The 21,112-nt window shown below is 71.1% G+C and carries 20 protein-coding genes and 1 pseudogene; 6 read left to right on the forward strand and 15 right to left on the reverse strand.

The features are described 5' to 3' along the window. The 6 genes from GA0115240_RS07805 to GA0115240_RS07830 form a co-directional block, all read right to left on the reverse strand. The coding region (locus GA0115240_RS07805; RefSeq protein WP_107407114.1) for a TetR/AcrR family transcriptional regulator at nucleotides 1-482 on the reverse strand (482 nt) is incomplete at its 3' end. Nucleotides 483-748: 266 nt separating this feature from the next. After that, on the reverse strand, nucleotides 749-1,114 hold the full coding sequence (locus GA0115240_RS07810) for a DUF4229 domain-containing protein (RefSeq protein WP_093735925.1): 366 nt from the start codon (nucleotides 1,112-1,114) through the stop codon (nucleotides 749-751). Nucleotides 1,115-1,241: 127 nt separating this feature from the next. After that, on the reverse strand, nucleotides 1,242-1,763 hold the full coding sequence (locus GA0115240_RS07815) for a GNAT family N-acetyltransferase (protein WP_093735926.1): 522 nt from the start codon (nucleotides 1,761-1,763) through the stop codon (nucleotides 1,242-1,244). A 67-nt stretch (nucleotides 1,764-1,830) separates the two neighbouring features. Beyond that, complete coding sequence (gene mqnE, locus GA0115240_RS07820; RefSeq protein WP_093735927.1) at nucleotides 1,831-2,994, reverse strand: aminofutalosine synthase MqnE; 1,164 nt, start codon at nucleotides 2,992-2,994, stop codon at nucleotides 1,831-1,833. A 48-nt stretch (nucleotides 2,995-3,042) separates the two neighbouring features. Beyond that, a complete protein-coding gene (locus GA0115240_RS07825; protein ID WP_093735928.1) occupies nucleotides 3,043-3,498 on the reverse strand; it encodes an Lrp/AsnC family transcriptional regulator in 456 nt (151 codons plus the stop codon). An 82-nt stretch (nucleotides 3,499-3,580) separates the two neighbouring features. Then, nucleotides 3,581-4,288, reverse strand: coding sequence for a UbiX family flavin prenyltransferase (locus GA0115240_RS07830; protein ID WP_093735939.1), 708 nt, complete (start codon nucleotides 4,286-4,288; stop codon nucleotides 3,581-3,583). A gap of 242 nt (nucleotides 4,289-4,530) precedes the next feature. Here GA0115240_RS07830 and GA0115240_RS07835 point away from each other — a divergent pair, with 242 nt between their 5' ends. Both GA0115240_RS07835 and GA0115240_RS07840 read left to right on the forward strand, forming a co-directional pair. Further along, nucleotides 4,531-5,076 carry a rhomboid family intramembrane serine protease gene (locus GA0115240_RS07835; protein WP_093735940.1) on the forward strand — a complete coding sequence of 182 codons (546 nt, stop codon included), beginning with the start codon at nucleotides 4,531-4,533 and terminating at the stop codon, nucleotides 5,074-5,076. Between the two features lie 229 nt (nucleotides 5,077-5,305). Then, nucleotides 5,306-6,511 carry a hypothetical protein gene (locus GA0115240_RS07840; protein WP_093735929.1) on the forward strand — a complete coding sequence of 402 codons (1,206 nt, stop codon included), beginning with the start codon at nucleotides 5,306-5,308 and terminating at the stop codon, nucleotides 6,509-6,511. Nucleotides 6,512-6,540: 29 nt separating this feature from the next. On the opposite strand, the gene mqnP is transcribed toward GA0115240_RS07840, so the two are convergent. Together mqnP and GA0115240_RS07850 are read right to left on the reverse strand one after the other, a co-directional pair. Continuing rightward, complete coding sequence (mqnP, locus tag GA0115240_RS07845; RefSeq protein WP_093735930.1) at nucleotides 6,541-7,458, reverse strand: menaquinone biosynthesis prenyltransferase MqnP; 918 nt, start codon at nucleotides 7,456-7,458, stop codon at nucleotides 6,541-6,543. Beyond that, a complete protein-coding gene (locus GA0115240_RS07850) occupies nucleotides 7,455-8,912 on the reverse strand; it encodes a menaquinone biosynthesis decarboxylase (RefSeq protein ID WP_093735931.1) in 1,458 nt (485 codons plus the stop codon). Before GA0115240_RS07850 ends, mqnP begins: the two co-directional genes overlap by 4 nt. A gap of 117 nt (nucleotides 8,913-9,029) precedes the next feature. On the opposite strand from GA0115240_RS07850, the gene GA0115240_RS07855 reads away from it, so the two are divergent. Continuing rightward, a complete protein-coding gene (locus tag GA0115240_RS07855) occupies nucleotides 9,030-9,416 on the forward strand; it encodes a PLD nuclease N-terminal domain-containing protein (RefSeq protein ID WP_093735932.1) in 387 nt (128 codons plus the stop codon). Nucleotides 9,417-9,489: 73 nt separating this feature from the next. Here GA0115240_RS07855 and ccsB read toward each other — a convergent pair whose 3' ends face one another. From ccsB to hemL, 7 genes and pseudogenes are all read right to left on the reverse strand, one after another. Beyond that, entirely contained in the window at nucleotides 9,490-10,590 is a 1,101-nt protein-coding gene (ccsB, locus tag GA0115240_RS07860; RefSeq protein ID WP_093735933.1) for a c-type cytochrome biogenesis protein CcsB, read from the reverse strand. Next, nucleotides 10,590-12,404: a cytochrome c biogenesis protein ResB gene (locus GA0115240_RS07865; RefSeq protein WP_093735934.1), complete on the reverse strand. Its 1,815-nt coding sequence runs from the start codon at nucleotides 12,402-12,404 to the stop codon at nucleotides 10,590-10,592. The genes ccsB and GA0115240_RS07865 overlap by 1 nt, the downstream gene beginning before the upstream one ends. Before the next feature lie 3 nt (nucleotides 12,405-12,407). After that, nucleotides 12,408-13,208 (reverse strand): cytochrome c biogenesis CcdA family protein, encoded by an 801-nt coding sequence (locus GA0115240_RS07870; RefSeq protein ID WP_370673292.1) that lies wholly within the window; start codon nucleotides 13,206-13,208, stop codon nucleotides 12,408-12,410. 1 nt (nucleotide 13,209) lies between these two features. Continuing rightward, entirely contained in the window at nucleotides 13,210-13,821 is a 612-nt protein-coding gene (locus GA0115240_RS07875) for a TlpA family protein disulfide reductase (RefSeq protein WP_093735935.1), read from the reverse strand. A 255-nt stretch (nucleotides 13,822-14,076) separates the two neighbouring features. Continuing rightward, a pseudogene (locus GA0115240_RS07880) lies at nucleotides 14,077-15,322 on the reverse strand (hypothetical protein); the annotation flags it as partial. Nucleotides 15,323-16,082: 760 nt separating this feature from the next. Then, nucleotides 16,083-16,787: a histidine phosphatase family protein gene (locus tag GA0115240_RS07885; RefSeq protein WP_093735936.1), complete on the reverse strand. Its 705-nt coding sequence runs from the start codon at nucleotides 16,785-16,787 to the stop codon at nucleotides 16,083-16,085. Then, entirely contained in the window at nucleotides 16,784-18,091 is a 1,308-nt protein-coding gene (gene hemL / locus GA0115240_RS07890; RefSeq protein WP_093735942.1) for a glutamate-1-semialdehyde 2,1-aminomutase, read from the reverse strand. The genes GA0115240_RS07885 and hemL overlap by 4 nt, the downstream gene beginning before the upstream one ends. A 355-nt stretch (nucleotides 18,092-18,446) precedes the next feature. Here hemL and GA0115240_RS07900 point away from each other — a divergent pair, with 355 nt between their 5' ends. The 3 genes from GA0115240_RS07900 to GA0115240_RS07910 all read left to right on the forward strand — a co-directional run. Beyond that, a complete protein-coding gene (locus tag GA0115240_RS07900) occupies nucleotides 18,447-18,992 on the forward strand; it encodes a hypothetical protein (protein ID WP_370673293.1) in 546 nt (181 codons plus the stop codon). Between the two features lie 307 nt (nucleotides 18,993-19,299). Beyond that, entirely contained in the window at nucleotides 19,300-19,503 is a 204-nt protein-coding gene (locus GA0115240_RS07905; RefSeq protein WP_093735938.1) for a cold-shock protein, read from the forward strand. 183 nt (nucleotides 19,504-19,686) lie between these two features. Further along, nucleotides 19,687-21,112 (forward strand): DEAD/DEAH box helicase (locus tag GA0115240_RS07910; protein WP_093735944.1); only part of this gene is annotated, 1,426 nt, incomplete at its 3' end.

Consider the following 21,112-nt stretch of genomic DNA (forward strand, 5'->3'; position numbering starts at 1 on the left):
TCCCGTCCGGCGAGGGACTCCGCCGCGCCCACCAGGGCGAGCGCCAGCGCGGCCACCTCGCGCCCGGCCAGCGCCGGGTCGGCGCAGTCCGCGTCCCGGGCCGCCGCCGCGATCAGCGCGGTGACGAACTCCACCAGCTCGGCCCGCATCCCGGCCACCTCGGCGGCGAAGGGCTCGCCGACGGTACGGGCCTGGGTGTGCAGCAGGGTCCAGCCGTCGGGATGGGCGGCGGTGTGCTCGAAAAAGCCGAGCAGGCCGCTCCACAGCTGGCGGTCGGCGGGCGCCACGGGCTCGACCGCGGCCCGTACGGTGGCGGTGAGGGCGGCCGCCTCGCGGCGGATGCAGGCGGTGAAGAGCTCGTCCTTGGAGTTCAGATAGAGGTAGACCAGCGGTTTGCTGACCCCGGCGGCCTCGGCGATCTCGTCCATGGACGCGGCCCGGTAGCCGCGCCGGGCGAAGGTCGCGACCGCCGCGTCCAGCATCTGCTGCTCGCGGACCGCCCGCGGCACCCTCTTGCCCGGTGCCCCGGCCTGAATCCCGGTCCGCGCCTCGGTCTGTTCTTGGCCTGTGCCTTGGTCTGTGCCTTGGTCTGCGTCGTGCCCTGTGTCCTGGTCCGCGTCGCCACCGGCCCCCCGCTCCCCTCGTCGCTCAGCACAACGCCCCGGGCGGGAACAGGCGTTCCCGCCCGGGGCGGACAGCCGTGATCGAGCCGGGACCGGGACCGGGCCGGCGGCCGAGGGCCGGCCGGTCAGGCGGTGTGCGGCTCGCTGTCGGCCGGGGTGGCAGCCGCGGTGGCGGTACCGGCGCCGGCCGCGGCGGTCGGGGCCGAGGAGGCGCGGGCCGCGTCGTCCGCCTCGTCCTCCTGGCCGACACTGGCCGCGAAGTTCAGCCGGGTGCGGTCCACCCGCTCGGAGACCTTGAGGGCGGCCTGCTCCCGGGCTCCCCGCAGCAGCACCCAGCTGAGCGGCGCGGAGATGACCAGCGAGAGCAGCGCGACCCACAGGTAGTTGGAGTCACCGAGCCCGGCCGGCAGGAGGCGCACCCGTACCAGCCCCCAGATGACACCGAAGCAGGCCACGATGAGGCCGAAGCGCAGAGCGGTGTAACGGAACATGGGTCCAGTGAAGCACGCGCCGAAGTGGATCTGTCCGCCGCCCCCGGGCCGGCTCCGGTGCCTCCGGGGCGGCTCCGGTGCCTCCCGGGTCCGGCGGGCTCCGAGGCCGCCCGGGGTCGCGGCGGGGTCAGAGCGTGAGCAGCATGTGGATGTCGTCCCGGTCGTCGCCGGGTGAGACCCGGATCGCCCCGGGCACCCGGCCGACCTCTTTGTAGCCGCAGGTGGCGTAGAAGAGATCCACGCCCGTGCCGCCCCGGCAGGTCAGCCGGATCGCCTCGATGCCGTGGAAGGTGCGGGCGGCCTGCTCGACGGCGGCCATCAGCGTCCGGCCGTAGCCCCGGCCCTGGTGGCCGGGGTGCACCATCACCGTGTAGAGCCACAGCCAGTGCGTCATCAGCCGGTGGGTGTTGTAGGTGAGGAAGGCGGTGGCCACGATCCGCCCGTCCTCGTCGCGCCCGATCAGCAGCCGGCGCTGCCCGGAGCGGACCGCCGCGAGCGACGCCTCCAGGTCGGGCCGTATGTCCTCGTCGACGACCGGCGGCACGAAGCCGACGGCACCGCCCGCGTTGGACACATCGGTCCACAGCGCGAGGATGCCGTCCTTCAGCTCCTCGTCGAGCACCGGATCCAGCTGGCAGGTAAGGGTCATGTCGCCATGTTAGCCATTACTCAGGCGGCCGGTGAAGTAACGAGTATCGCACCCACTGTCACCCTTGTCACACCCGCATCGGCTGCGGCGCCTCCCGGCGGTCACCGTCCGGACCCGGGTACTCACGGATGATCTCGTACCGGGTGTTCCGCTCCACCGGCCGGAATCCCGCGTCGCGGATCAGGTCCAGGATGTCGTCCCTGGTCAGCTTGTTGGGCGTGCCGTAGTCGTCGGCGTCGTGGGTGATCTTGTACTCGACCACCGAGCCGTCCATGTCGTCGGCGCCGTGGTTGAGCGCGAGCTGCGCGGTGGCCAGCCCGTGCATGACCCAGAACACCTTCACGTGCGGCACGTTGTCGAACAGCAGCCGGGAGACGGCGAAGGTCTTCAGCGCCTCGGCGCCGGTCGCCATGGTGGTCCGCGCCTGCAGGGTGTTGCGGATCTTGCCGTCCTTCATGTCCACGAAGTCGTGCTGGTAGCGCAGCGGGATGAAGACCTGGAAACCGCCGGTCTCGTCCTGGAGTTCGCGCAGCCGCAGCACGTGGTCCACCCGGTGCCGGGGCTCCTCGATGTGGCCGTAGAGCATGGTGCAGGGCGTCTTGAGGCCCTTCTCGTGCGCCAGCCGGTGGATCCGGGACCAGTCCTCCCAGTGGGTGCGGTGGTCCACGATGTGCTGGCGCACCTCCCAGTCGAAGATCTCGGCGCCGCCGCCGGTCAGCGATTCCAGACCGGCGTCGATCAGCTCGTCCAGGATCTCGGAGGCGGACAGGCCGGAGATGGTCTCGAAGTGGTGGATCTCGGTGGCGGTGAACGCCTTGAGCGAGACCTGCGGCAGCGCCTGCTTCAGCGCCTTGAGGGAGCGCGGGTAGTAGCGCCACGGCAGGCTGGGGTGCAGGCCGTTGACGATGTGCAGCTCGGTGAGGCTGTCCGCCTCCATCGCCTGGGCCAGGCTGACGGCCTCCTCGATACGCATGGTGTACGCGTCCTTCTCGCCCGGCTTGCGCTGGAAGGAGCAGTAGGCGCACGAGGCGGTGCACACGTTCGTCATGTTCAGGTGCCGGTTGACGTTGAAGTGGACCACGTCACCGTTCTTCCGGGTGCGCACGTGGTGGGCGAGGCCGCCCAGCCACGCCAGATCGTCGGAGTCGTAGAGGGCGATGCCGTCCTCCCGGGTCAGCCGCTCGCCGGCGTAGACCTTCTCCTCCAGCTCGCGCTTGAGTCCAGCGTCCATGTGTCTCCTCCTACGCGGTCGTCCTGCGAGGGCCGTTCGACTTTACGCTCAGGCCTCTTCCGGGAGCTGGCCGACCCGGTTCTCCCATTTGGTGGACAGCACGATCGTGGTCCGGGTCCGGGCCACGCCCTTGGTGCCGGACAGCCGGCGGATGGTGTGCTCCAGCCCGTCCACGTCACCGACCCGCACCTTGAGCATGTACGAGTCGTCGCCCGCGATGAACCAGCAGTCCTCGATCTCGTCCAGGTCGCGCAGCCGCTGGGCCACTTCCTCGTGGTCGGCGGCATCGGACAGCTGCAGCCCGACCAGGGCGGTGACGCCGAGGCCGAGGGCGGCGGGGGCGACGGTGGCGCGGTAGCCGGTGATCACGCCGGCCTGTTCCAGGCGGTTGATGCGGTCGGTGACGCTCGGGCCGGACAGACCGACGAGCCGGCCCAGCTCCGCGTACGAGGCCCGGCCGTTCTCCCGCAACGCCTGGATGAGCTGTCTGTCCACCGCGTCCATCAGAATGGACCCTCCCGTTCGTGCCGTGACTGCGCTGTCCGGACAAGAATCTAAGGCATGAACGGGCCCGCTCCCTGCGCATCTAGTCTTCTGGCGCCGGACCGACCCCGTACTGGCTCTCCCGCAGGGCCTCGCCCACCTCGCCCCGCCAGCGCCGGTACAGCTTGTGCGGGACGCCCGCCACGTCCAGTGCCCGGCCGGCCACGAAGTCCACCAGGTCCTGGATGTGCGCGGCGCCGGCGTAGAAGGCGGGCGAGGCGGGCAGCACCACCGCCCCCGCGTCGTCCAGCGCGACCAGGTGCCGCAGGGTCTGCCCGCCGAGCGGGGTCTCGCGCACCGCCACCACCAGCGGGCGGCGCTCCTTCAGCGTGACCGACGCGGCCCGCTGCAGCAGGTCCTTGGACAGCCCGAGGGCCACCCCGGCCACGCACGCCGTGCTGGCCGGCACGATCAGCATGCCCTTGGCCGGATACGAGCCGGACGACGGCCCGGCGGCCAGGTCGCCGGCCGCCCAGTGCCGCACCGCCGACAGGTCGAGCAGGCCCGGCTGGAAGGCGTCCGGGCTGCCGTCGGCGCCGCGGGCCAGCCAGCGGGCGAGGTCGGCCTGCCAGTGCGCGTCCCGGAAGGGGGCGCCGGTCTCGTCCAGTACGGTCAGCCGGGCGGCCCGGCTGACCACCAGGTCCACCTGCTCGCCCGCGTGCAGCAGGGCACGCAGCACCGAGGCCGCGTACGGGGTGCCCGAGGCGCCGGAGACGCCGACGATCCACGGCCTGCGCCCGGTCTGCTCCACCGTCCGATTCACGCTGTCGAGCGTAACCGCAGCCCAGGTGGGTAGCGTGATCAGGCCGTCCGCGCGGGAACCGGTACCGGCGCCGAACACGTTGTGCACTGCGGAGGACCACGGCACCCCAGGGGGTTTCGGTGACTTACGGATCAACCGACCGGCGGGCCGTGCGGCCCAGGACAGGCCTGGCGGACACCGTGCTGGCGCCGCTGCGCGCCGGGAGCCGGGCGACGGTGGCGGCCGTGCTGATGGTGTCCTGGGTGGCGCTGCTGTGGGTGCTGGAAGCCATCGACGTCATCGCCGGGCACCGGCTGGACACGCTGGGCATCGAACCGCGCAAGGGCAGCGAGCTGCTGGACATCGTGCCGTCGGCGTTCACCCACTTCGGCTTCGAGCATGTGGCGTCCAACAGCCTGCCGCTGCTGGTGCTCGGGTTCATAGCCGCGCTGCGCGGCACAGGCCGCTTCCTGGCGGTCGCCTTCACCATCATCGTCATCGCCGGACTCGGTGTGTGGCTGATCGCCCCCGCGCACACCAACACCGCGGGCGCCTCCGGGCTGATCTTCGGGCTGTTCGGCTATCTGCTGGTGCGCGGCTTCGTGGACCACCGGGCGCTGGACATCGTGGTCGGGCTGATCGTCGGCGTGCTCTACGGGTCGATCCTGTGGGGGGTGCTGCCGTCCGCGACCGGGGTGTCCTGGCAGGGCCACCTGTTCGGGCTGATCGGCGGCGTGGCGGCGGCGTTCCTGTTCCGCGAGCGGCACCGGCCGGCCGAGATCACCACCGGGGTCTGAGCCCTTCCGCGCACGGCCGCCCGCTTCCGGGCCGCTCTCCGGGCCGCTCTCCGAGCCGCTCTCCGGCCGCTCTCCGGGGCGCCCTGGCAACTCCCCGACGCATGGCCCGACGAGAAGGTTGCTTCCCGGTCCCGGCAGTCAGCGCGGGACGAACTCGCCGGAATAACCCGGCGAGTTCGTGCAACTCTCCCCGCTACTCTCTCGTCATAGGTCATATCGTCATGTTTTTTTGAGCGACCAGGGAGTCGTCATCAACACCAAGCGCAAGGGCCTCGCCGCCGCCGGGGTGGTGGCGTTGATCGCCGCCGGCTCCGCCGCCTGCGGGACGGCCCAGGCCACCCCCGCGGGCAAGGTCCAGAACGCCTTCACCAAGCTGTCCGACCAGAAGTCGCTCACGCTCGGTGTCTCCTTCGGTGCCTCCGCCGACCAGATCTGGTCCGCGATGAAGGGCGAGGACGACTTCAGCAAGGCCGACGCCCAGATGCTGGCCGCCCTGCACGCCCAGGTGGCGGTCAGCTCGGACAAGCCGCTCGGCCAGCTCAAGTCCGGTGACAAGACCAGCTCGTTCGGCATCCTGCTGTCCGACGACGCCTCGGCCAAGAAGAACCTGATCGAGATCCGCTCGGTCGGCGGCAAGCTCTACCTGCGGGGCGACGTCAAGGAACTGGCCAAGCTCGGCGCCGCCGACGGCGACGACAGCAGCGACGCACAGGGGCTCAACGGCTTCCTGAGCGATGCCGACAAGCTGCCGGCCTCCATGGGCGCCATCAAGTCCGCCCTCCAGGGCGACTGGATCAGCATCGACCCGGCGGCCTTCGCCGGCCTGGCCAAGACCTTCGGCGGCGCCGCCGGCGTACCCACCGCCACACCGACGCTGGACCCCGCGTCCCAGGCCCAGATCCTGACCGGGCTGCGCAACGCGGTGGCCCACAACGCGAAGTTCAAGGACCTCGGCAACCGCGACGGCGCCGACCACATCCAGCTGACCGTCCCGGCCCGCCCGTTCGCCAAGGATCTGGCCACCAGCGTGAGCCCGGCCCTCACCAAGCTCCCCGGCTTCAAGCAGTCCGACGTGGACAAGGCACTGAAGGACGTGCCGAACCGCACGGTCTCCGCCGACCTGGCCATCAAGAACGGCATGATCTCCGCCGTCACCGTCGACCTGGCGCAGTTCGACACACAGGCGCACGGCCAGCTGCCGCTGAAGCTCACCCTGGACGGCGGCGCCGCCCCGGTGTCCGCGCCGGCCGGCGCCAAGGAGCTCAAGCCGCAGGATCTGCTGGGGATGTTCGCCGGCGTCTTCGCCGGCCAGAACGGCACCTCGTCCCTCACCGGGTCCGACGCGTCGATCGGGTCCGGCGCGCTGCCGGACCTGTCCGACCTGAAGAACACCTTCGGCGCGGACAAGAAGTACGACGGCGCCACCGGCCTCTAACGCTGTGACCGCGGGCGCGGCCGGGGGGCTCAGGCCCCGAGGCCGCGCTCGATCAGGTCGCACAGGGCGAAGACGAACAGCGTGATGCCGATGACGCCGTTGACCGTGAAGAACGCCCGGTTCAGCCGGCTCAGGTCGTGCGGCTTGACGATCGAGTGCTCGTAGAGGAACGCGCCGGCCACCACCGCCAGCCCCACCCACCAGAACGCGCCCGCGTGGGTGGCCAGGCCGTACCAGACCAGCAGTCCGGTGGTGACCGCGTGGCAGACCCGGGCCCCGTACAGGGCGGCCGGGATGCCGAAGCGGGCCGGCACCGACCGCACGCCGTGCGCCCGGTCGGCCGCCACGTCCTGGCAGCCGAAGATCAGGTCGAAGCCGCCGATCCACACCCCGACCGCCAGGCCCAGGATCACCGCGTCCCACGACCAGGAGCCGGTGACCGCCAGCCACGCCCCGATCGGGCCCATCGCCTGCGCCACCCCGAGGATCGCGTGCGGGAAATGGGTGAACCGCTTGCCGTAGGGATAGACCACCATCGGCACCACGGCCACCGGCGCCAGTGCCAGGCACAGCGGGTTGAGCAGCGCGGCGGCTCCCAGGAACACCACGACGGCGACCAGCGCGCCGGTCCAGGCCGACCGCACCGACAGCGCCCCGGTGACCAGTTCGCGCTGGGCGGTGCGCGGATTGCGGGCGTCGATCTCCCGGTCGATGATCCGGTTGCAGGCCATCGCGAAGGTGCGCAGGCCCACCATCGCCACCGTGATCAGCAGCAGGTCGAGCCAGTGCACCTGGCCGTCCCGCCGGAACATCGCGGTCAGCGCGGCGATGTACGCGAACGGCAGGGCGAAGACCGAGTGCTCGATCATCACCAGCCGCAGGAAGGCCCGGACCCGGCTGTCGGGCCGGTGCTCGGACTCGAAAAGGTCCGGCGTCGTCGCGCTCACAGGCCGTACTCCTTCCAACGCTTCGTCACCAGGTCCGCGGTCTCCGGGTCCGACAGCACCATCTCCGGCCAGCCGCCGTCGCGGGTGTAGCCCTCCTCGGGCAGCTTACGGGTCGCGTCGATGCCCGCCTTGCCGCCCCAGAACTGCTGGTACGACGAGTGGTCCAGGTGGTCGACCGGGCCCTCCACGACGGTCAGGTCCCGGCTGTAGTCGGTGTTGCCCAGCGCCCGCCAGGCGACCTCGTGCAGGTCGTGCACGTCGCAGTCGGCGTCCACCACGACGACCAGCTTGGTGAGCGACATCATGTGCGCGCCCCAGACCGCGTGCATCGTCTTCTGCGCGTGCTTGGGGTACTTCTTGTCGATCGAGACGATCGCGCAGTTGTGGAAGCCGCCCGCCTCGGGCAGGTGGTAGTCCACGATGTCCGGCACGATGACCTTCAAGAGCGGCAGGAAGAACCGCTCGGTGGCCCGGCCCAGCGGCCCGTCCTCGGTCGGCGGCCGGCCGACCACGATGGACTGGAACAGCGGGCGCCTGCGCGTCGTCACGCAGTCGATGGTCAGCGCGGGGAACGGTTCCTGCGGGGTGTAGAAGCCGGTGTGGTCGCCGAACGGCCCCTCCGGCAGCATCGTGCCGGGCTCCAGCCAGCCCTCCAGCACCACTTCGGCGGCGGCCGGCACTTGCAGCGGCACCGTCTTGCAGTCCACCATCTCCACCCGCTTGCCCTGGATGAAACCGGCGAACAGGTACTCGTCGATGTCGCCGGGCAGCGGCGCGGTCGAGGCGTACGTCACCGCGGGCGGGCAGCCGAAGGCGATCGCGACCGGCAGGCGTTCACCGCGGCGCAGCGCGACCTGGTAGTGGTTGCGGCTGTCCTTGTGGATCTGCCAGTGCATGCCGATGGTGCGGCGGTCGTGCCGCTGGAGCCGGTAGAGGCCCAGATTGCGCACGCCGCTGTCGGGATCCTTGGTGTGGGTCAGCCCCAGGTTGAAGAACGACCCGCCGTCCTGCGGCCAGGTGAACAGGGCCGGCAGCTTGTACAGGTCCACGTCGTCGCCGGTCAGCACGACCTCCTGGACCGGGGCGTCGGCGGACTTCACCTTCTTCGGCGGGACGTGCGTCATCCCGGCGAGCTTGCCGAACGCCTCCCGAACGCCGGTGAAGCCGTGCGGCAGCTCCGGCTTGAGCAGCCCGGCGATCTTGTCGCTGATGTCGGCGTACGCGTTCAGCCCGAGCGACTTGAGCAGCCGGCGGTCGGTGCCGTAGACGTTCATCGCCAGCGGGGCGCCGGAACCGCGGACGTTCTCGAAGAGCAGCGCGGGGCCGCCGGCCTTGTTGACCCGGTCGGTGATCTCGCCGACCTCCAGATACGGGTCCACCTCGGCGGTGATCCGCCGCAGGTCGCCGTCCTTCTCCAGGGCCCGCAGGAAGGAGCGGAGATCGTCGTAAGCCATGCGCCCAGTCTTCCACCCCGCGGTGCCCGATCCGGCCCTCGGGGCCCGCGCCCCGGCGGCGCTGGTTAACCTGGACCGGGTCAGGGGTTGGTGAACGCGGGGGACGTGGGGGAACCGATGCTGCGCTATCTGCCGTACTTGCTGCTGGTCACGCTGTGGATATACGCCTTCGTGGACTGCCTGGTCACCCCGGACCGGCAGGTGCGCGGGCTGCCGAAGCTGGTGTGGCTGGTGATCATCCTGTTCTTCGGCGAGATCATGATCGGGCCGCTCGCCTGGCTGCTGGTGGGCAAGCGCCGGACGGCCGCCGCCTACCCGCAGTCGGCCTACCGGGTCGCCCCGCGGCCGGCCGACGCCGCCCCGGCCGGCCCGGCCGCCCAGGAACAGGACGGGCCACCGCGGGAGTTCGTCCCCCCGGACGACAACCCGGAGTTCCTGCGCTCGCTCAGCGAGCTGATCCAGCGGCAGCGCAAGGACGGCCCCACGCCGACCGAGAGCGACTAGAACCCCGGAGCCGGACGGGCCCCGGGGTTCGTGTCGGGCGGCGGGGCGGTCGAACCGCCGGACGGCGCCGGGGTCACACCCCGGCGTACGAGTGCTTGCCGGTGACGAAGATGTTCACGCCGTAGTAGTTGAACAAGAAGCAGGCGAAGGCGATCAGCGCCAGGTAGGCGGCCTTGCGGCCCTTCCAGCCGGCCGTGGCGCGGGCGTGCAGGTAGCCGGCGTAGGCGACCCAGGTGATGAACGACCAGGTCTCCTTCGGGTCCCACTCCCAGTAGTGGCCCCACGCGGCCTGCGCCCAGATGGCGCCGGCGATGATGGTGAAGGTCCACAGCGGGAAGACCAGCGCGTTCATCCGGTAGGCGAACTTGTCCAGGCTCGCCGCGGCCGGCAGCCGCCGCATGATGTCGCCCCAGCGGTTGTCCTGCGCCCGGCCGGCGGTCAGCGCCAGCTCGTAGTGGTCGCGGAACAGGTACAGCAGGGTGCCGACGGCGGCCAGGTAGAAGATCGCGCCGGAGATGATGGCGCAGGACACATGGATCCACAGCCAGTACGAGTGCAGCGCCGGCACCAGCTGCTCGCTGGAGGTGTACAGCACCGACAGGGCCAGGCCCAGGTCGAGCAGCACCGTGGTGGTCAGGAACAGCCCGATCCAGCGGACGTCCTTCTTCAGCGCGAGCAGCAGCAGGTACACGCCGACGGCCACCGCGCCGAAGGTGGTGGAGAACTCGTACATGTTGCCCCAGGGGGCACGTCCCACCGACGCGGCGCGGAAGACGACGCCGGCCACGTGCAGCACCCAGGCCAGCGCGGTGAAGGAGATCGCGATCCGGCCGTACAGGTCGCCCTTCTCGCTGCTGCCGGCCGCGCCGGGGCCGTCCGCGATGCCGCGGTCGCTGGCCGAGGCGCGGGTGACGACCGTGGGGCGCTCGATGGTGGTGGTGCCGCCGTCACGCCGGGTGACCTGCACGGTGACCGGTGCGGTCCCGGCTGCCGCGTCCTGCTCGGCCGCCTCGGTGAGGAGCGCGGCGGACTGCACGGCGACCTTGCTGCGCCCGCCGAAGACCCACTCCGCCAGGTGCGCCAGGAAGGCCAGCGCGTAGACGAACATCGCCGAGCGGATCAGGTAGTTGCTGTAGTTCGCGAAGTTCTCGTTGACCGCGGCCGCGAGGTTCATCACGCGCGGGCTCCTTCGTCGTCTGTCTGGTGCGTGGGTGCTTCGGAATCTTGGGGGGCCGCCGGGTCGGCGGGTGCGGCGGGATCGTCGGGGGCGCCGGGTGCCCCGGGGTCGCCGGGCTCCGCGAGGGTATCGGGCGGACCTGGGGCGTCCGGCAGCGCGGGGGCGTCCGGCTGGAGCTGCATCGCCAGGTCGCCCAGTTCGTCGGCGATCCGCGCGGACTCGCTGCGGCCGAGGCCGCCCAGTTCCACCAGCGTGCTGCCGTCGGCGGCGCGGTCGGCGCGGACCCAGATCCGGCGGCGCTGGATGAACAGCGACCCCATCAGGCCGATGATCGCGCAGAAGCCGCTGACCAGCGCGAGCACGTTGCCCGACTGGTGGGAGATGGAGAAGCTGGCCCAGGTCTTGACGCCGTCGAAGGTGAGGCTGCCGTTGCCGTCGGGCAGGTCGAAGGAGGCGCCGGGCTTGAGGACGACGCCGTTGACGCCGGTGCCGGTGTTCAGCTGGTACTGCTTCATGTGCGTCGCGTCGAGCTGGTAGACGTTCTGCGCGAAGCCGGAGTCCAGGCCGAGGTCGCCGTGGTAGGCGTTCAGCCACAGCATCGGCGAGACCAGTTCGGGGAAGGTCGAGAACGGCCCCTTGGTGGTGTCCCCGGTGGGTGTGAAGTAGCCCTTGAAGGCCAGCTGGTCCGGCTTGCCGTTCTTGCCGATGGCGTCCGGGACCTTGACCACCCCGGTGGAGGTCAGGTTGGTGTCCTGCGGCAGGAAGGGCACCGGGCCCTGATAGGCCACATTGCCCTGGCCGTCCCTGACGGTGACCACCGGCGCGTAGCCGTGCGAGATCAGATAGACCTTCTCGCCGCCGATGTTCAGCGGATGGTTGACCGAGACGGAGCCCTTGACCGGCTTGCCCTCGGTGCCGTTCCAGTAGCTGATGTTCGCCTGGAACTTCAGGGCGGTGCCCTTTTCCGGACCGGAGGTCGAGTACTGCTGGTCGAAGTTGTTCAAGGTGAAGCCGAAGGGCTTCAGATCGCCGGCGCCGTACAGGGTGCCGCCGCTGAAGTCGTCGTACTGGGTGAGGTTGTTGGTGAAGCCGTCGCCCTCGACGATCAGCTTGCCGCCCTCGGCCTTCTCCAGCGAGGTCAGCGCGAAGCCGATCAGCAGGCCGAACAGCGCCAGATGGAAGATCAGGTTGCCGGTCTCCCGCAGGTAGCCCTTCTCGCCGGCCACCGAGGTGCCGGTCACCCCGGTACGGAACCGGCGTCCGCGCAGCGCCGTGCGGGCCGCCTCGGCGACCTGCTCGGGGCTCGCGTCGGTGCGCCAGGTGCTGTAGGCCGGCAGCCGGGTCAAGTTGCGCGGCGCGGCCGGCGGCCGGGCCCGCAGCTGGCCGACGAACTGCCAGGTGCGCGGGATGATGCAGCCGGACAGGGACACGAACAGCAGGATGTAGATCGCCGAGAACCACGGCGAGCTGTAGACGTGGAACATGCCCAGCCGTTCGTACAGCGGGCTGATGTCCGGGTGCGCCTTGGTGAACGCGGCGACCTTCAGCGCGTCGGAGCGCTGCGGGATCAGCGAGCCGGGGATCGCGGCGAGCGACAGCAGGAAGAGCAGGATCAGCGCGACCCGCATCGAGGTCAGCTGCCGCCACATCCACCGCAGCCAGCCGAGCACGCCCATCGCGGGGAGCTGGGAGAGGCTGTCCACCGGCTGGGTGCTCAACTGCGCCCCCGCCGCGCCGAGTCCCTCCTCGGTACGGTCCTGGGCCGGGTCGGCGGTACGGACGTCGCCGTCCGGCTTCTGCGTGGTGCTCATGGGTCAGACCCCTGCGGTGTAGCTGCTCGTCCAGATCTGCATCTGGTAGGTGATGTGGTCCCATACGCCGGTGACGAGCAGCACGCCGACCGCGACGAGCATGCCGCCGCCGATCCGCACCACCCACGCGTAGTGGCGTTTGACCCACGTGAAGGCGCCCAGCGTACGGCGGAACGCTATGGCCACCACGATGAAGGGGACGCCCAGGCCGAAGCAGTAGAACGCCATCAGCACGGCGCCGCGGCCCGCGTTGGCGTCGCTGATCGCCAGCGAGTTCACCGCGGCGAGGGTCGGTCCCATGCAGGGCGTCCAGCCGAGGCCGAACAGCACGCCCAGCAGCGGCGCCCCGGCCAGGCCCATGGCCGGCTTGAAGTGGAAGCGGAACTCGCGGTTGGTGACGCCGCCGACCAGGCCCATGAAGGCCAGGCCCAGCACGATGGTGAGGGTGCCGAAGATCTTGGTGAGGAGCTGCCGGTGGACCTGGAGCTCCCAGCCGAAGCTGCCGAACAGGGCGCCGCTGGAGACGAACACCGCGCTGAAGCCGAGCACGAACAGCGAGGCGCCGATCACCATCCGGCCGCGCTTGGCGTCCCCCAGGTCGGTGCCGGTGACGCCGGTCACGTAGGACATGTAGCCGGGCACCAGCGGCAGCACACAGGGCGAGAAGAAGGAGATCAGCCCGGCGAACATCGCGATGGGTATGGCCGCCAGCAGTGCTCCGGTGAGCACGGTCTGGTTGGAGTCCACCGCGAGGACTGTCTGGCTGGAGTCGGCTGCCAGGAGGGCCAGCGCGCCGGCTGCCACGTCACTTCTCCGCGGCGATCGGGTCGACGATCTGGTGCAGTTCGGTCTCGCTGAGCGCCTTCAGCGCGCGGACCGCGACCCGGCCCTGGCGGTCGACGACCAGGGTGGCCGGCAGGCTCTGCGGGTTGAGGCTGCCCTTGGGGAAGCGCAGGATCAGCTTGCCGTAGGGGTCGAACAGGCTCGGGTAGGTGATGTGGAAGGTCTTGTCGAACCGGGCGGCGTTGGACGCGTCCAGGTCGCGGGTGTTGATGCCGAGGAACTGCACGCCCTTGGCCTGGTCGGCGGCGGCCACCGCGGCGAGGTTCGGGGCCTCGGCGCGGCAGGGCGCACACCAGGAGCCCCAGATGTTGATCACCACGACCTTGCCCTTGTACGACGCCAGGCTGGCCTGGCCGCCGGACACCGTCTTGCCGGACAGGTCGGGGGCGGCCTGTCGGTCGGCGGCCTTCACCGTGGTGATCTCGCCGGTGCCGCCCACGAAGTTGGAACTCCCGGCCGAGGACCCGGACGAGCTGGAGGAGCAGGCGGCCGCCGCCAGCGCCAGGACCACCGTTCCGGCCAGTACCGCGGCGGTGCGCAGCGGGCGGCGTCGGTGGGCGCGCGTAGGACTCATGTGAAAAGTTTCGCATGGGCCGTTCGGCGATCTTTCCCGCCCCCCGACCCCCACACCAAAAGCGGCAATCGCCCCAAGTAAGGATCAGCCGGCAGTGGCGGTCGCCGGGGTCGTCGCCGGGGTCGTCGTCGCGGTGGCGCCGGGATCGGACGCCGGGTCGGTGGCCGGGTCGGACGCCGGGCCCGAGCCGGGGTCCGAGCCGGGGTCCGAGCCGGGGTCCGAGCCGGGGTCCGAGGTGGCGGGGTCCAGGTTGAGGAACTCGCTCCAGCCGCCGGTCGGGCGCTGGCCGACCTCCAGTTGGCGCAGCCGGTCCAGCAGCGCCGGGTCCTGCGCGTCCAGCCAGTCCACGAACTGGCGGAAGGACACCATCCGCACGTCCTTCTGGCCGAGGGAGGCGATGTGCTTGAACGCGTCCTCCACGGCGTCCATGTAGATGCCGCCGTTCCACTGCTCGAAGTGGTTGCCGATGTAGAGGGGCGCCCGGTTGGTCTCGTAGGCCCGCTGGAAGCCGGCGATGTAGGAGGCGGTGGCCTGGCTGCGCCAGCCCGGGTAGTTGCGGGGGTCGGAGGAGGTGGCACTGTGCGACTGGTTGGCCAGGATATTGTAGTCCATCGACAGCACTTCGAAGCGGTGGCCGGGGAACGGGATGAGCTGCAGCGGCAGGTCCCAGACGTCGTCGCGCTTGACCGGCCAGGTCTGGTTGCCGCCCGGGGAGCTGGCGTCGTAGCGCCAGCCCAGCGCCCGGGCGGTGGGCAGCAGATTGTCCTGGCCGAGCAGACAGGGGGTGCGGCCGCCGGTCAGCTCGTGTTCGTAGTCGAACGGCAGCGGGGCCTGGTCGTACCAGCCGGTGGCGGTCTTCCAGGAGGTGACGAAACGTTTCGCCTGGTCGATCTCGCTCTGCCAGTCGGCGGGGGTCCAGCGGGCGACGCTGCCCGGGCCGGTGCAGAAGTGGCCGTTGAAGTGGGTGCCGATCTCGTGGCCGTCCAGCCACGCCTGGCGGATGTTGTCCAAGGTCAGCTTGAGGTGCTCGTCGGTGAGGTAGCCGATGTCGCTGGCGCCGGGGACGTTGTTCGGCGGGGCGTACCCCAGCTTCTTGTCCTCCGGCAGCAGGTAGAGGCCGGACAGGAAGAAGGTCATGTGGGCGCCGTGGTCGGCGGCGAGCTTGAGGAAGCGGGGGAACAGGCCGGTGCCGACCTCGCCGGCCCCGTCCCAGGAGAAGACCACGAACTGCGGGGGCGTCTGGCCGGGCTCCAGCCGGTCGACGACCGGCTGGTTCGGCTGGGCCCCGGTGTCGGCGGTCGATCCGTCCCCGATCAGCTTCGCCGGCCGCTCCGGCCCCGGGTTCGCGCTGCCCTGCGACTTCTCCCCCGCCTTCCGCCGCCCCCCGGACGGCGGCCCCGGCTTCGCCGCCCCCCTCGTCCGCCCCGCACCCGGCCACGGCGACTCCCGCGGCAGCTCCGGCAGCTGTGGTCAGCAGGGTCCTTCGGCTCACGGCGCTCATAGGTGATCCCCGTCTTTCGGCGTCCCTGGAACTGCAGCTGAAGATGGGTGCGAACCGGATAAAAGTGGCCACCCGCCTTGTGGTTGACACGTTCCGCACGGTTCCGGGGGATCCGGCGATTCCGGGGCAACGTCCCCCGGATGGGTCATAAGTATCACCGGTTCGGTGGGAGAGGGTCGGCCTCGGCGGCCGGCGCCCACCGACTGCAGCGCGGCCCGCGCCGGGGCGCGCCTCCTCCGGCCGCGCGGGGTGGGGTCCACCGGACGCCCTGCCACCCGGCGACATCCCCCGGACCACCCGCCGGTGGCCGGTTGCTCGCGCAGTTCCTCGCGCCCCTGTGGGGCGCGGCCCGCGCCGGGGCGGGGGTCCACCGGACGCCCTGCCACCCGGCGACATCCCCGGACCACCGGCTGGTGGCCGGTTGCTCGCGCAGTTCCTCGCGCCCCTGCGGGGCGCCGCCCGGGGCGGGGGTCCACCGGCCGCCCCGCCACCCGGCGCCATCCCCGGACCACCCCCAGCGCACCTATAGGGCGCCGGTTGCCCGGGGCAGGCGGACCCGGCCCCGAAGGGGCGCGAGGAACTGCGCGACCAGCCCACCAGCCCCGGAAGATCCGGGAAACAGCGCGACCCATCACCCCGGGCGGCCCCGGGGCGAGGAAGCCCGGAGCATCCACCCCACAGGGGCACCGGGACCGCCCCCGGGACGGAAGGCCCCACCCCCGGAGGCGCTGGGGGCGGGCCCGGAGGGCGGCGCCCGGGGTCAGGCGCCGAAGGCGCCGCGGGTCGGCTTCGCGCCGGCGCGAAGCCGTGCCGGGACCAGGTCGATCGCCGGCTCGCTGTAGCCGACGGAAATGATCTTGTCGCCCTGGTAGGTGAAGCTGGTGAGGCTCGCCAGCGTGCACTGGCGGTTGCGCGGGTCGTGCCACAGCCTGCGGTGCTCGGCGAAGCAGCGCGTCACCCAGATCGGGAGCTGGTGGCTGACGCAGACCGCCTCGTGGCCGCGGGCGGCGTCGCGGGCCGCGCCCAGCGCCGCTGTCATCCGCACCACCTGCTCCACGTACGGCTCGCCCCAGCTCGGCTTGAACGGGTTGACCAGGTACTTCCAGTTCGCCGGCTTGCGCAGCGCCCCGTCGCCGACCCCGAAGGTCTTGCCCTGGAAGACGTTCGCCGCCTCGATCAGCCGCTCGTCGGTGGCCACCGGCAGGCCGTGCGACGCGCCGATCGGGGCCGCCGTCTCCTGGGCCCGCTCCAGCGGCGAGGCGACGACGTGGCGGATGTCGCGGCCGGACAGGTACGCGGCGACGCGGTCGGCCATCTCCCGGCCCAGTTCGGACAGGTGGAAGCCGGGGCTGCGCCCGTACAGGACCCCGTCGGGGTTGTGCACCTCGCCGTGCCGCATCACATGGACGACGGTCAGCTCCGTGCCGTCGAAGCCCTCGCCGGAAGTCAAGTTCTCGTCACTCATACGTGGGCCTCCGCGGCGGCACGGGCGGCGGCGGGCAGGGCCGCGGCGATCCGCGCCACTGCCCGCTCGTCGTGGGCGGTGGAAACGAACCAGGACTCGAAGGCGGACGGCGGCAGGTAGACGCCCTGCGCCAGCATCGAGTGGAAGAAGCCGGTGAAGCGGTGGGCCTCCTGCCGCCTGGCCCCGTCGAAGTCGTGCACCTCTTCGTCGGTGAAGAAGACGGAGAACATGTTGCCCGCCGTCTGGAGCCGGTGGGCGACGCCCTCCTTGGTGAGCGCGTCCGTGACCAGCCCCTGGATCTCGGCGGACACCGCGTTCACCTTCGCGTACGCGGCCTCGTCCAGCAGGCGCAGCTGCGCGAGCCCCGCCGCCGTGGCCACCGGATTGCCCGACAGCGTGCCGGCCTGGTAGACGGGCCCGACCGGGGCCAGCAGCGCCATCACGTCGGCCCGGCCGCCGAACGCGGCGGCCGGGAAGCCGCCGCCCATCACCTTGCCGAAGGTCATCAGGTCGGGGCGTACCCCGTCGATCCCGTACCAGCCCGCGGCGCTGACCCGGAAGCCGGTCATCACCTCGTCGGAGATGAACAGCGCGCCGTCCTGCGCGCACAGCCGCTTCAGCTCGGCGTTGAAGCCGGCGCGCGGCGGGACGACGCCCATGTTGCCCGGCGATGCCTCGGTGATGACGCAGGCGATCTCCCCGGGGTGCGCCCGGAACGCGGCCCGCACCGCCTCGATGTCGTTGTACGGCAGCACGATCGTGTCGCCGGCCTGCGCGCCCGTCACCCCGGGGGTGTCGGGCAACCCGAACGTGGCCACTCCGGAACCCGCGGCGACCAGGAGCGCGTCTACATGGCCGTGGTAACACCCCGCGAATTTCACCACTTTGGCCCGGCCGGTAAATCCCCGGGCCAGCCGGATCGCCGACATGGTGGCCTCGGTGCCGGAGGACACCAGCCGTACCTGGTCCAGGGGTTCGATCCTGGCCACCATCTCCTCGGCCAGCGCCACCTCGCCCTCGCCGGGCGTACCGAAGGACGTGCCGCGGGCCACCGCCGCCTGGACGGCGGCGATCACCTCCGGGTGCGCGTGCCCGAGGATCATCGGCCCCCAGGAGCAGACCAGATCGACGTACTCGCGCCCGTCGGCGTCGGTCAGATACGCACCGGCACCGGACACCATGAACCGGGGCGTACCGCCCACGGCGCGGAACGCGCGCACCGGAGAGTTCACCCCTCCTGGTGTCACGGCCGCCGCGCGGTCGAAGAGTTCCTGGGACACTGGTGCTTCGTACGCATAGCTCACGGGATCGCTCACACACACATGCTCTCAAACAGCGGGCGTTGCGCCGCAACGTCTCAACACCGCATCTGACACGATGATCGGGTTGCATGGTTGGGGCAGCGGATGGTCGGGTAGTGGAATGCAGCAGCGTGGTGGCGAACCGGGCGACGGTCCGGGCGATCACGACCCCGAACGCGCCCGCCCCACCGGCAGACGCCGCCGCACGCCCCATGATCCACTCACACCTGAACACCGCAGTCCGGAAGAACGCGATCAAGAACACCACGAGCAACACGAACCACGCGCGGAGCGCGACCGCGCACCTGAACATGGCACACCGGAACACCGCACCGCGGATACAACAGCAGAGCACGACATACCGGAGCAGTACCCGGCGGAGCACCGCGCAGCAGACCGGCGCGGCGGTCCGGAGCACCGCAGACCAGAACGCCGATCGACCGCAGAGGGCAGGAGCAGGGGTGGCCGAGTGGGGGTGACCTACAAGTACTTCGGTGCGCCCGACGGTGCCACCGCGGCGCGCGTGCCGATCTCCATGCGGCCCGAGGAACTCGGTGGCGACGAACTCGGCCAGGGGATGTACACCAAGGTCAAGCCGGAGACGATGGCCGCCATGGTGCTGACCGGCATCGAGGGCATAGCCCCTTCCAAGGTCCCCCCGCTGGAGCTGGTCGTGCTGCATCCCGACTACGCGGTCGTCCGGCTGCCCGCCTCCGTGGTGGAGCCGCTGCGCACGGCCGACGAGGAGTCGCTGGGCGCCGCCGCCTTCATCTGGTCGACCGTGCCGGACCGGCGCGGCCCGCGCGACGCCTTCGTGATCTACCGGATGCTGCACGAGTGGCAGGACTTCGCCCGCCGCTGCGAGGAGTCGGGCCACCAGCTGTACTGCCTGGTCTGGCCGTAGGAGTTCCGCGCGTGCCGTGGCTCTGCGTTTTGGGGTCTTTCGCTTTGGGGCCTTTCGCCCGGTTTGCGTCTGGCGGATCCGTGCCACGTCCGGGACACGCAGATGATCGGCCGCCGGCCCGCCTCGAAGGCCCGTGTGCTAAAGTTGCATGAGTTGCAGTTTTGGTACCCATGAACTCTGTGTGCGCCTGACGGGATGTGACCCTCGGGCGCATTTTTGTTTTCCGGCCTCCGGATGGGGACAAGGCAGCGACGCCATACCCGTAAAGTGCGGGCTTGGATACTGCCCCTATCAAGAGGAGCCACATATGGCTACTGGCACCGTGAAATGGTTCAACGCGGAAAAGGGTTTCGGCTTCATCGAGCAGGACGGCGGCGGCGCTGACGTCTTCGCCCACTACTCGAACATCGCCACCCAGGGCTACCGCGAGCTCCAGGAAGGCCAGAAGGTGACCTTCGACGTCACGCAGGGCCAGAAGGGCCCGCAGGCGGAGAACATCGTCCCCTCCTGACCCCGGGGATCGCACGACCGGCTGGGTCCCGCACTTTCGGGCGCGGGGCCCGGCTTTTCTGCTGTTCTCCACGAATTGGTTTTCTCTTCATTCATCTGTCCGGCTCGTTCTGCGAGTCTCCGCCCCACCTGCACGCTGCGGAGTCTTTTCCGGCACGCGCCGCCCTCGAGGAAGACTCCGCACATGAATGGCAAAGGCCGACGCACCTCATCGCGTCAATTCCCCCGCTCGACGCCGACCGCGGGTTCCGCCCGCCGCCCGGCGCCCGCGCGCGGCGGCCGGCCGGCCGCCCAGCAGGGCGAATTCGCGTTGCCGGTGAGTACGACCCCGTCACTGCCCGCGGTCACGACGTTCGCCGAGCTGGACATGCCGGCGCCGCTGCTGGCCGAGCTGACCCGCCAGGGCGTCACCGTGCCGTTCCCGATCCAGGGCGCCACGCTGCCGAACTCGCTGGCCGGCCGGGACGTGCTCGGCCGCGGCCGTACCGGCTCCGGCAAGACGCTCGCCTTCGGCCTGGCGCTGCTGGCCCGCACCGCCGGACAGCGCGCCGAGCCCCGGCAGCCGCTGGCGCTGGTGCTGGTCCCCACCCGGGAGCTGGCCCAGCAGGTCACCGACGCCCTGACGCCGTACGCGCGGCCGATGCGGCTGCGGATGACCACCGTCGTCGGCGGCATGTCGATCGGCCGCCAGGCCGGCGCCCTGCGGGAAGGCGTCGAGGTGGTCGTCGCCACCCCGGGCCGGCTGCGCGACCTGGTCGAGCGCGGCGACTGCCGCCTGGACAAGGTGGCCATCACGGTGCTGGACGAGGCCGACCAGATGGCCGACATGGGCTTCATGCCGCAGGTCACCGCGGTGCTGAAGCTGGTGCAGCCCGGCGGTCAGCGGATGCTGTTCTCGGCCACCTTGGACCGCAACGTCGACAAGCTGGTCCGCCAGTTCCTCACCGACCCGGTGGTCCACTCGGTCGACCCCTCGGCGGGCACCATCACCACCATGGAGCACCACGTGCTCCACGTGTCCACCGACGACAAGCGCGCGGCCACCATCCGGATCGCGGCCCGGGACGGGCGCGTCATCCTCTTCATGGACAGCAAGCGCGCGGTGGACCGGCTGACCCGCGATCTGCTGGCCGGCGGGGTCCGGGCCGGGGCGCTGCACGGCGGCAAGTCGCAGCCGCAGCGCAACCGCACCCTGGCGCAGTTCAAGAACGGCGACGTGACGGCGCTGGTGGCCACGAACGTGGCGGCCCGCGGCATCCACATCGACGACCTGGACCTGGTGGTGAACGTCGATCCGCCGGCCGACCACAAGGACTATCTGCACCGCGGCGGCCGTACCGCGCGTGCCGGGGCGTCCGGCAGCGTCGTCACCCTGGTGCTGCCCGAGCAGCGCCGGGACATGGACCGCCTGATGCGCGACGCCGGGATCGACCCGCGCACCGCGCAAGTGCACTCCGCCGACCCCGAGTTGGCCCGCATCACCGGCGCCCGGGTGCCGTCCGGCATCCCCGTCACCATCGCGGTGCCCGTTCCCGTCGCACAGCCCGGCAGCGGCTCGCCCGCCAGCCGCGCCAAGCGGGGCCGTCGCCGTACCGGCGGCGGCGCACCGC

The sequence above is a fragment of the Streptomyces sp. DvalAA-14 genome (assembly GCF_900091855.1).
Classification (GTDB): domain Bacteria; phylum Actinomycetota; class Actinomycetes; order Streptomycetales; family Streptomycetaceae; genus Actinacidiphila.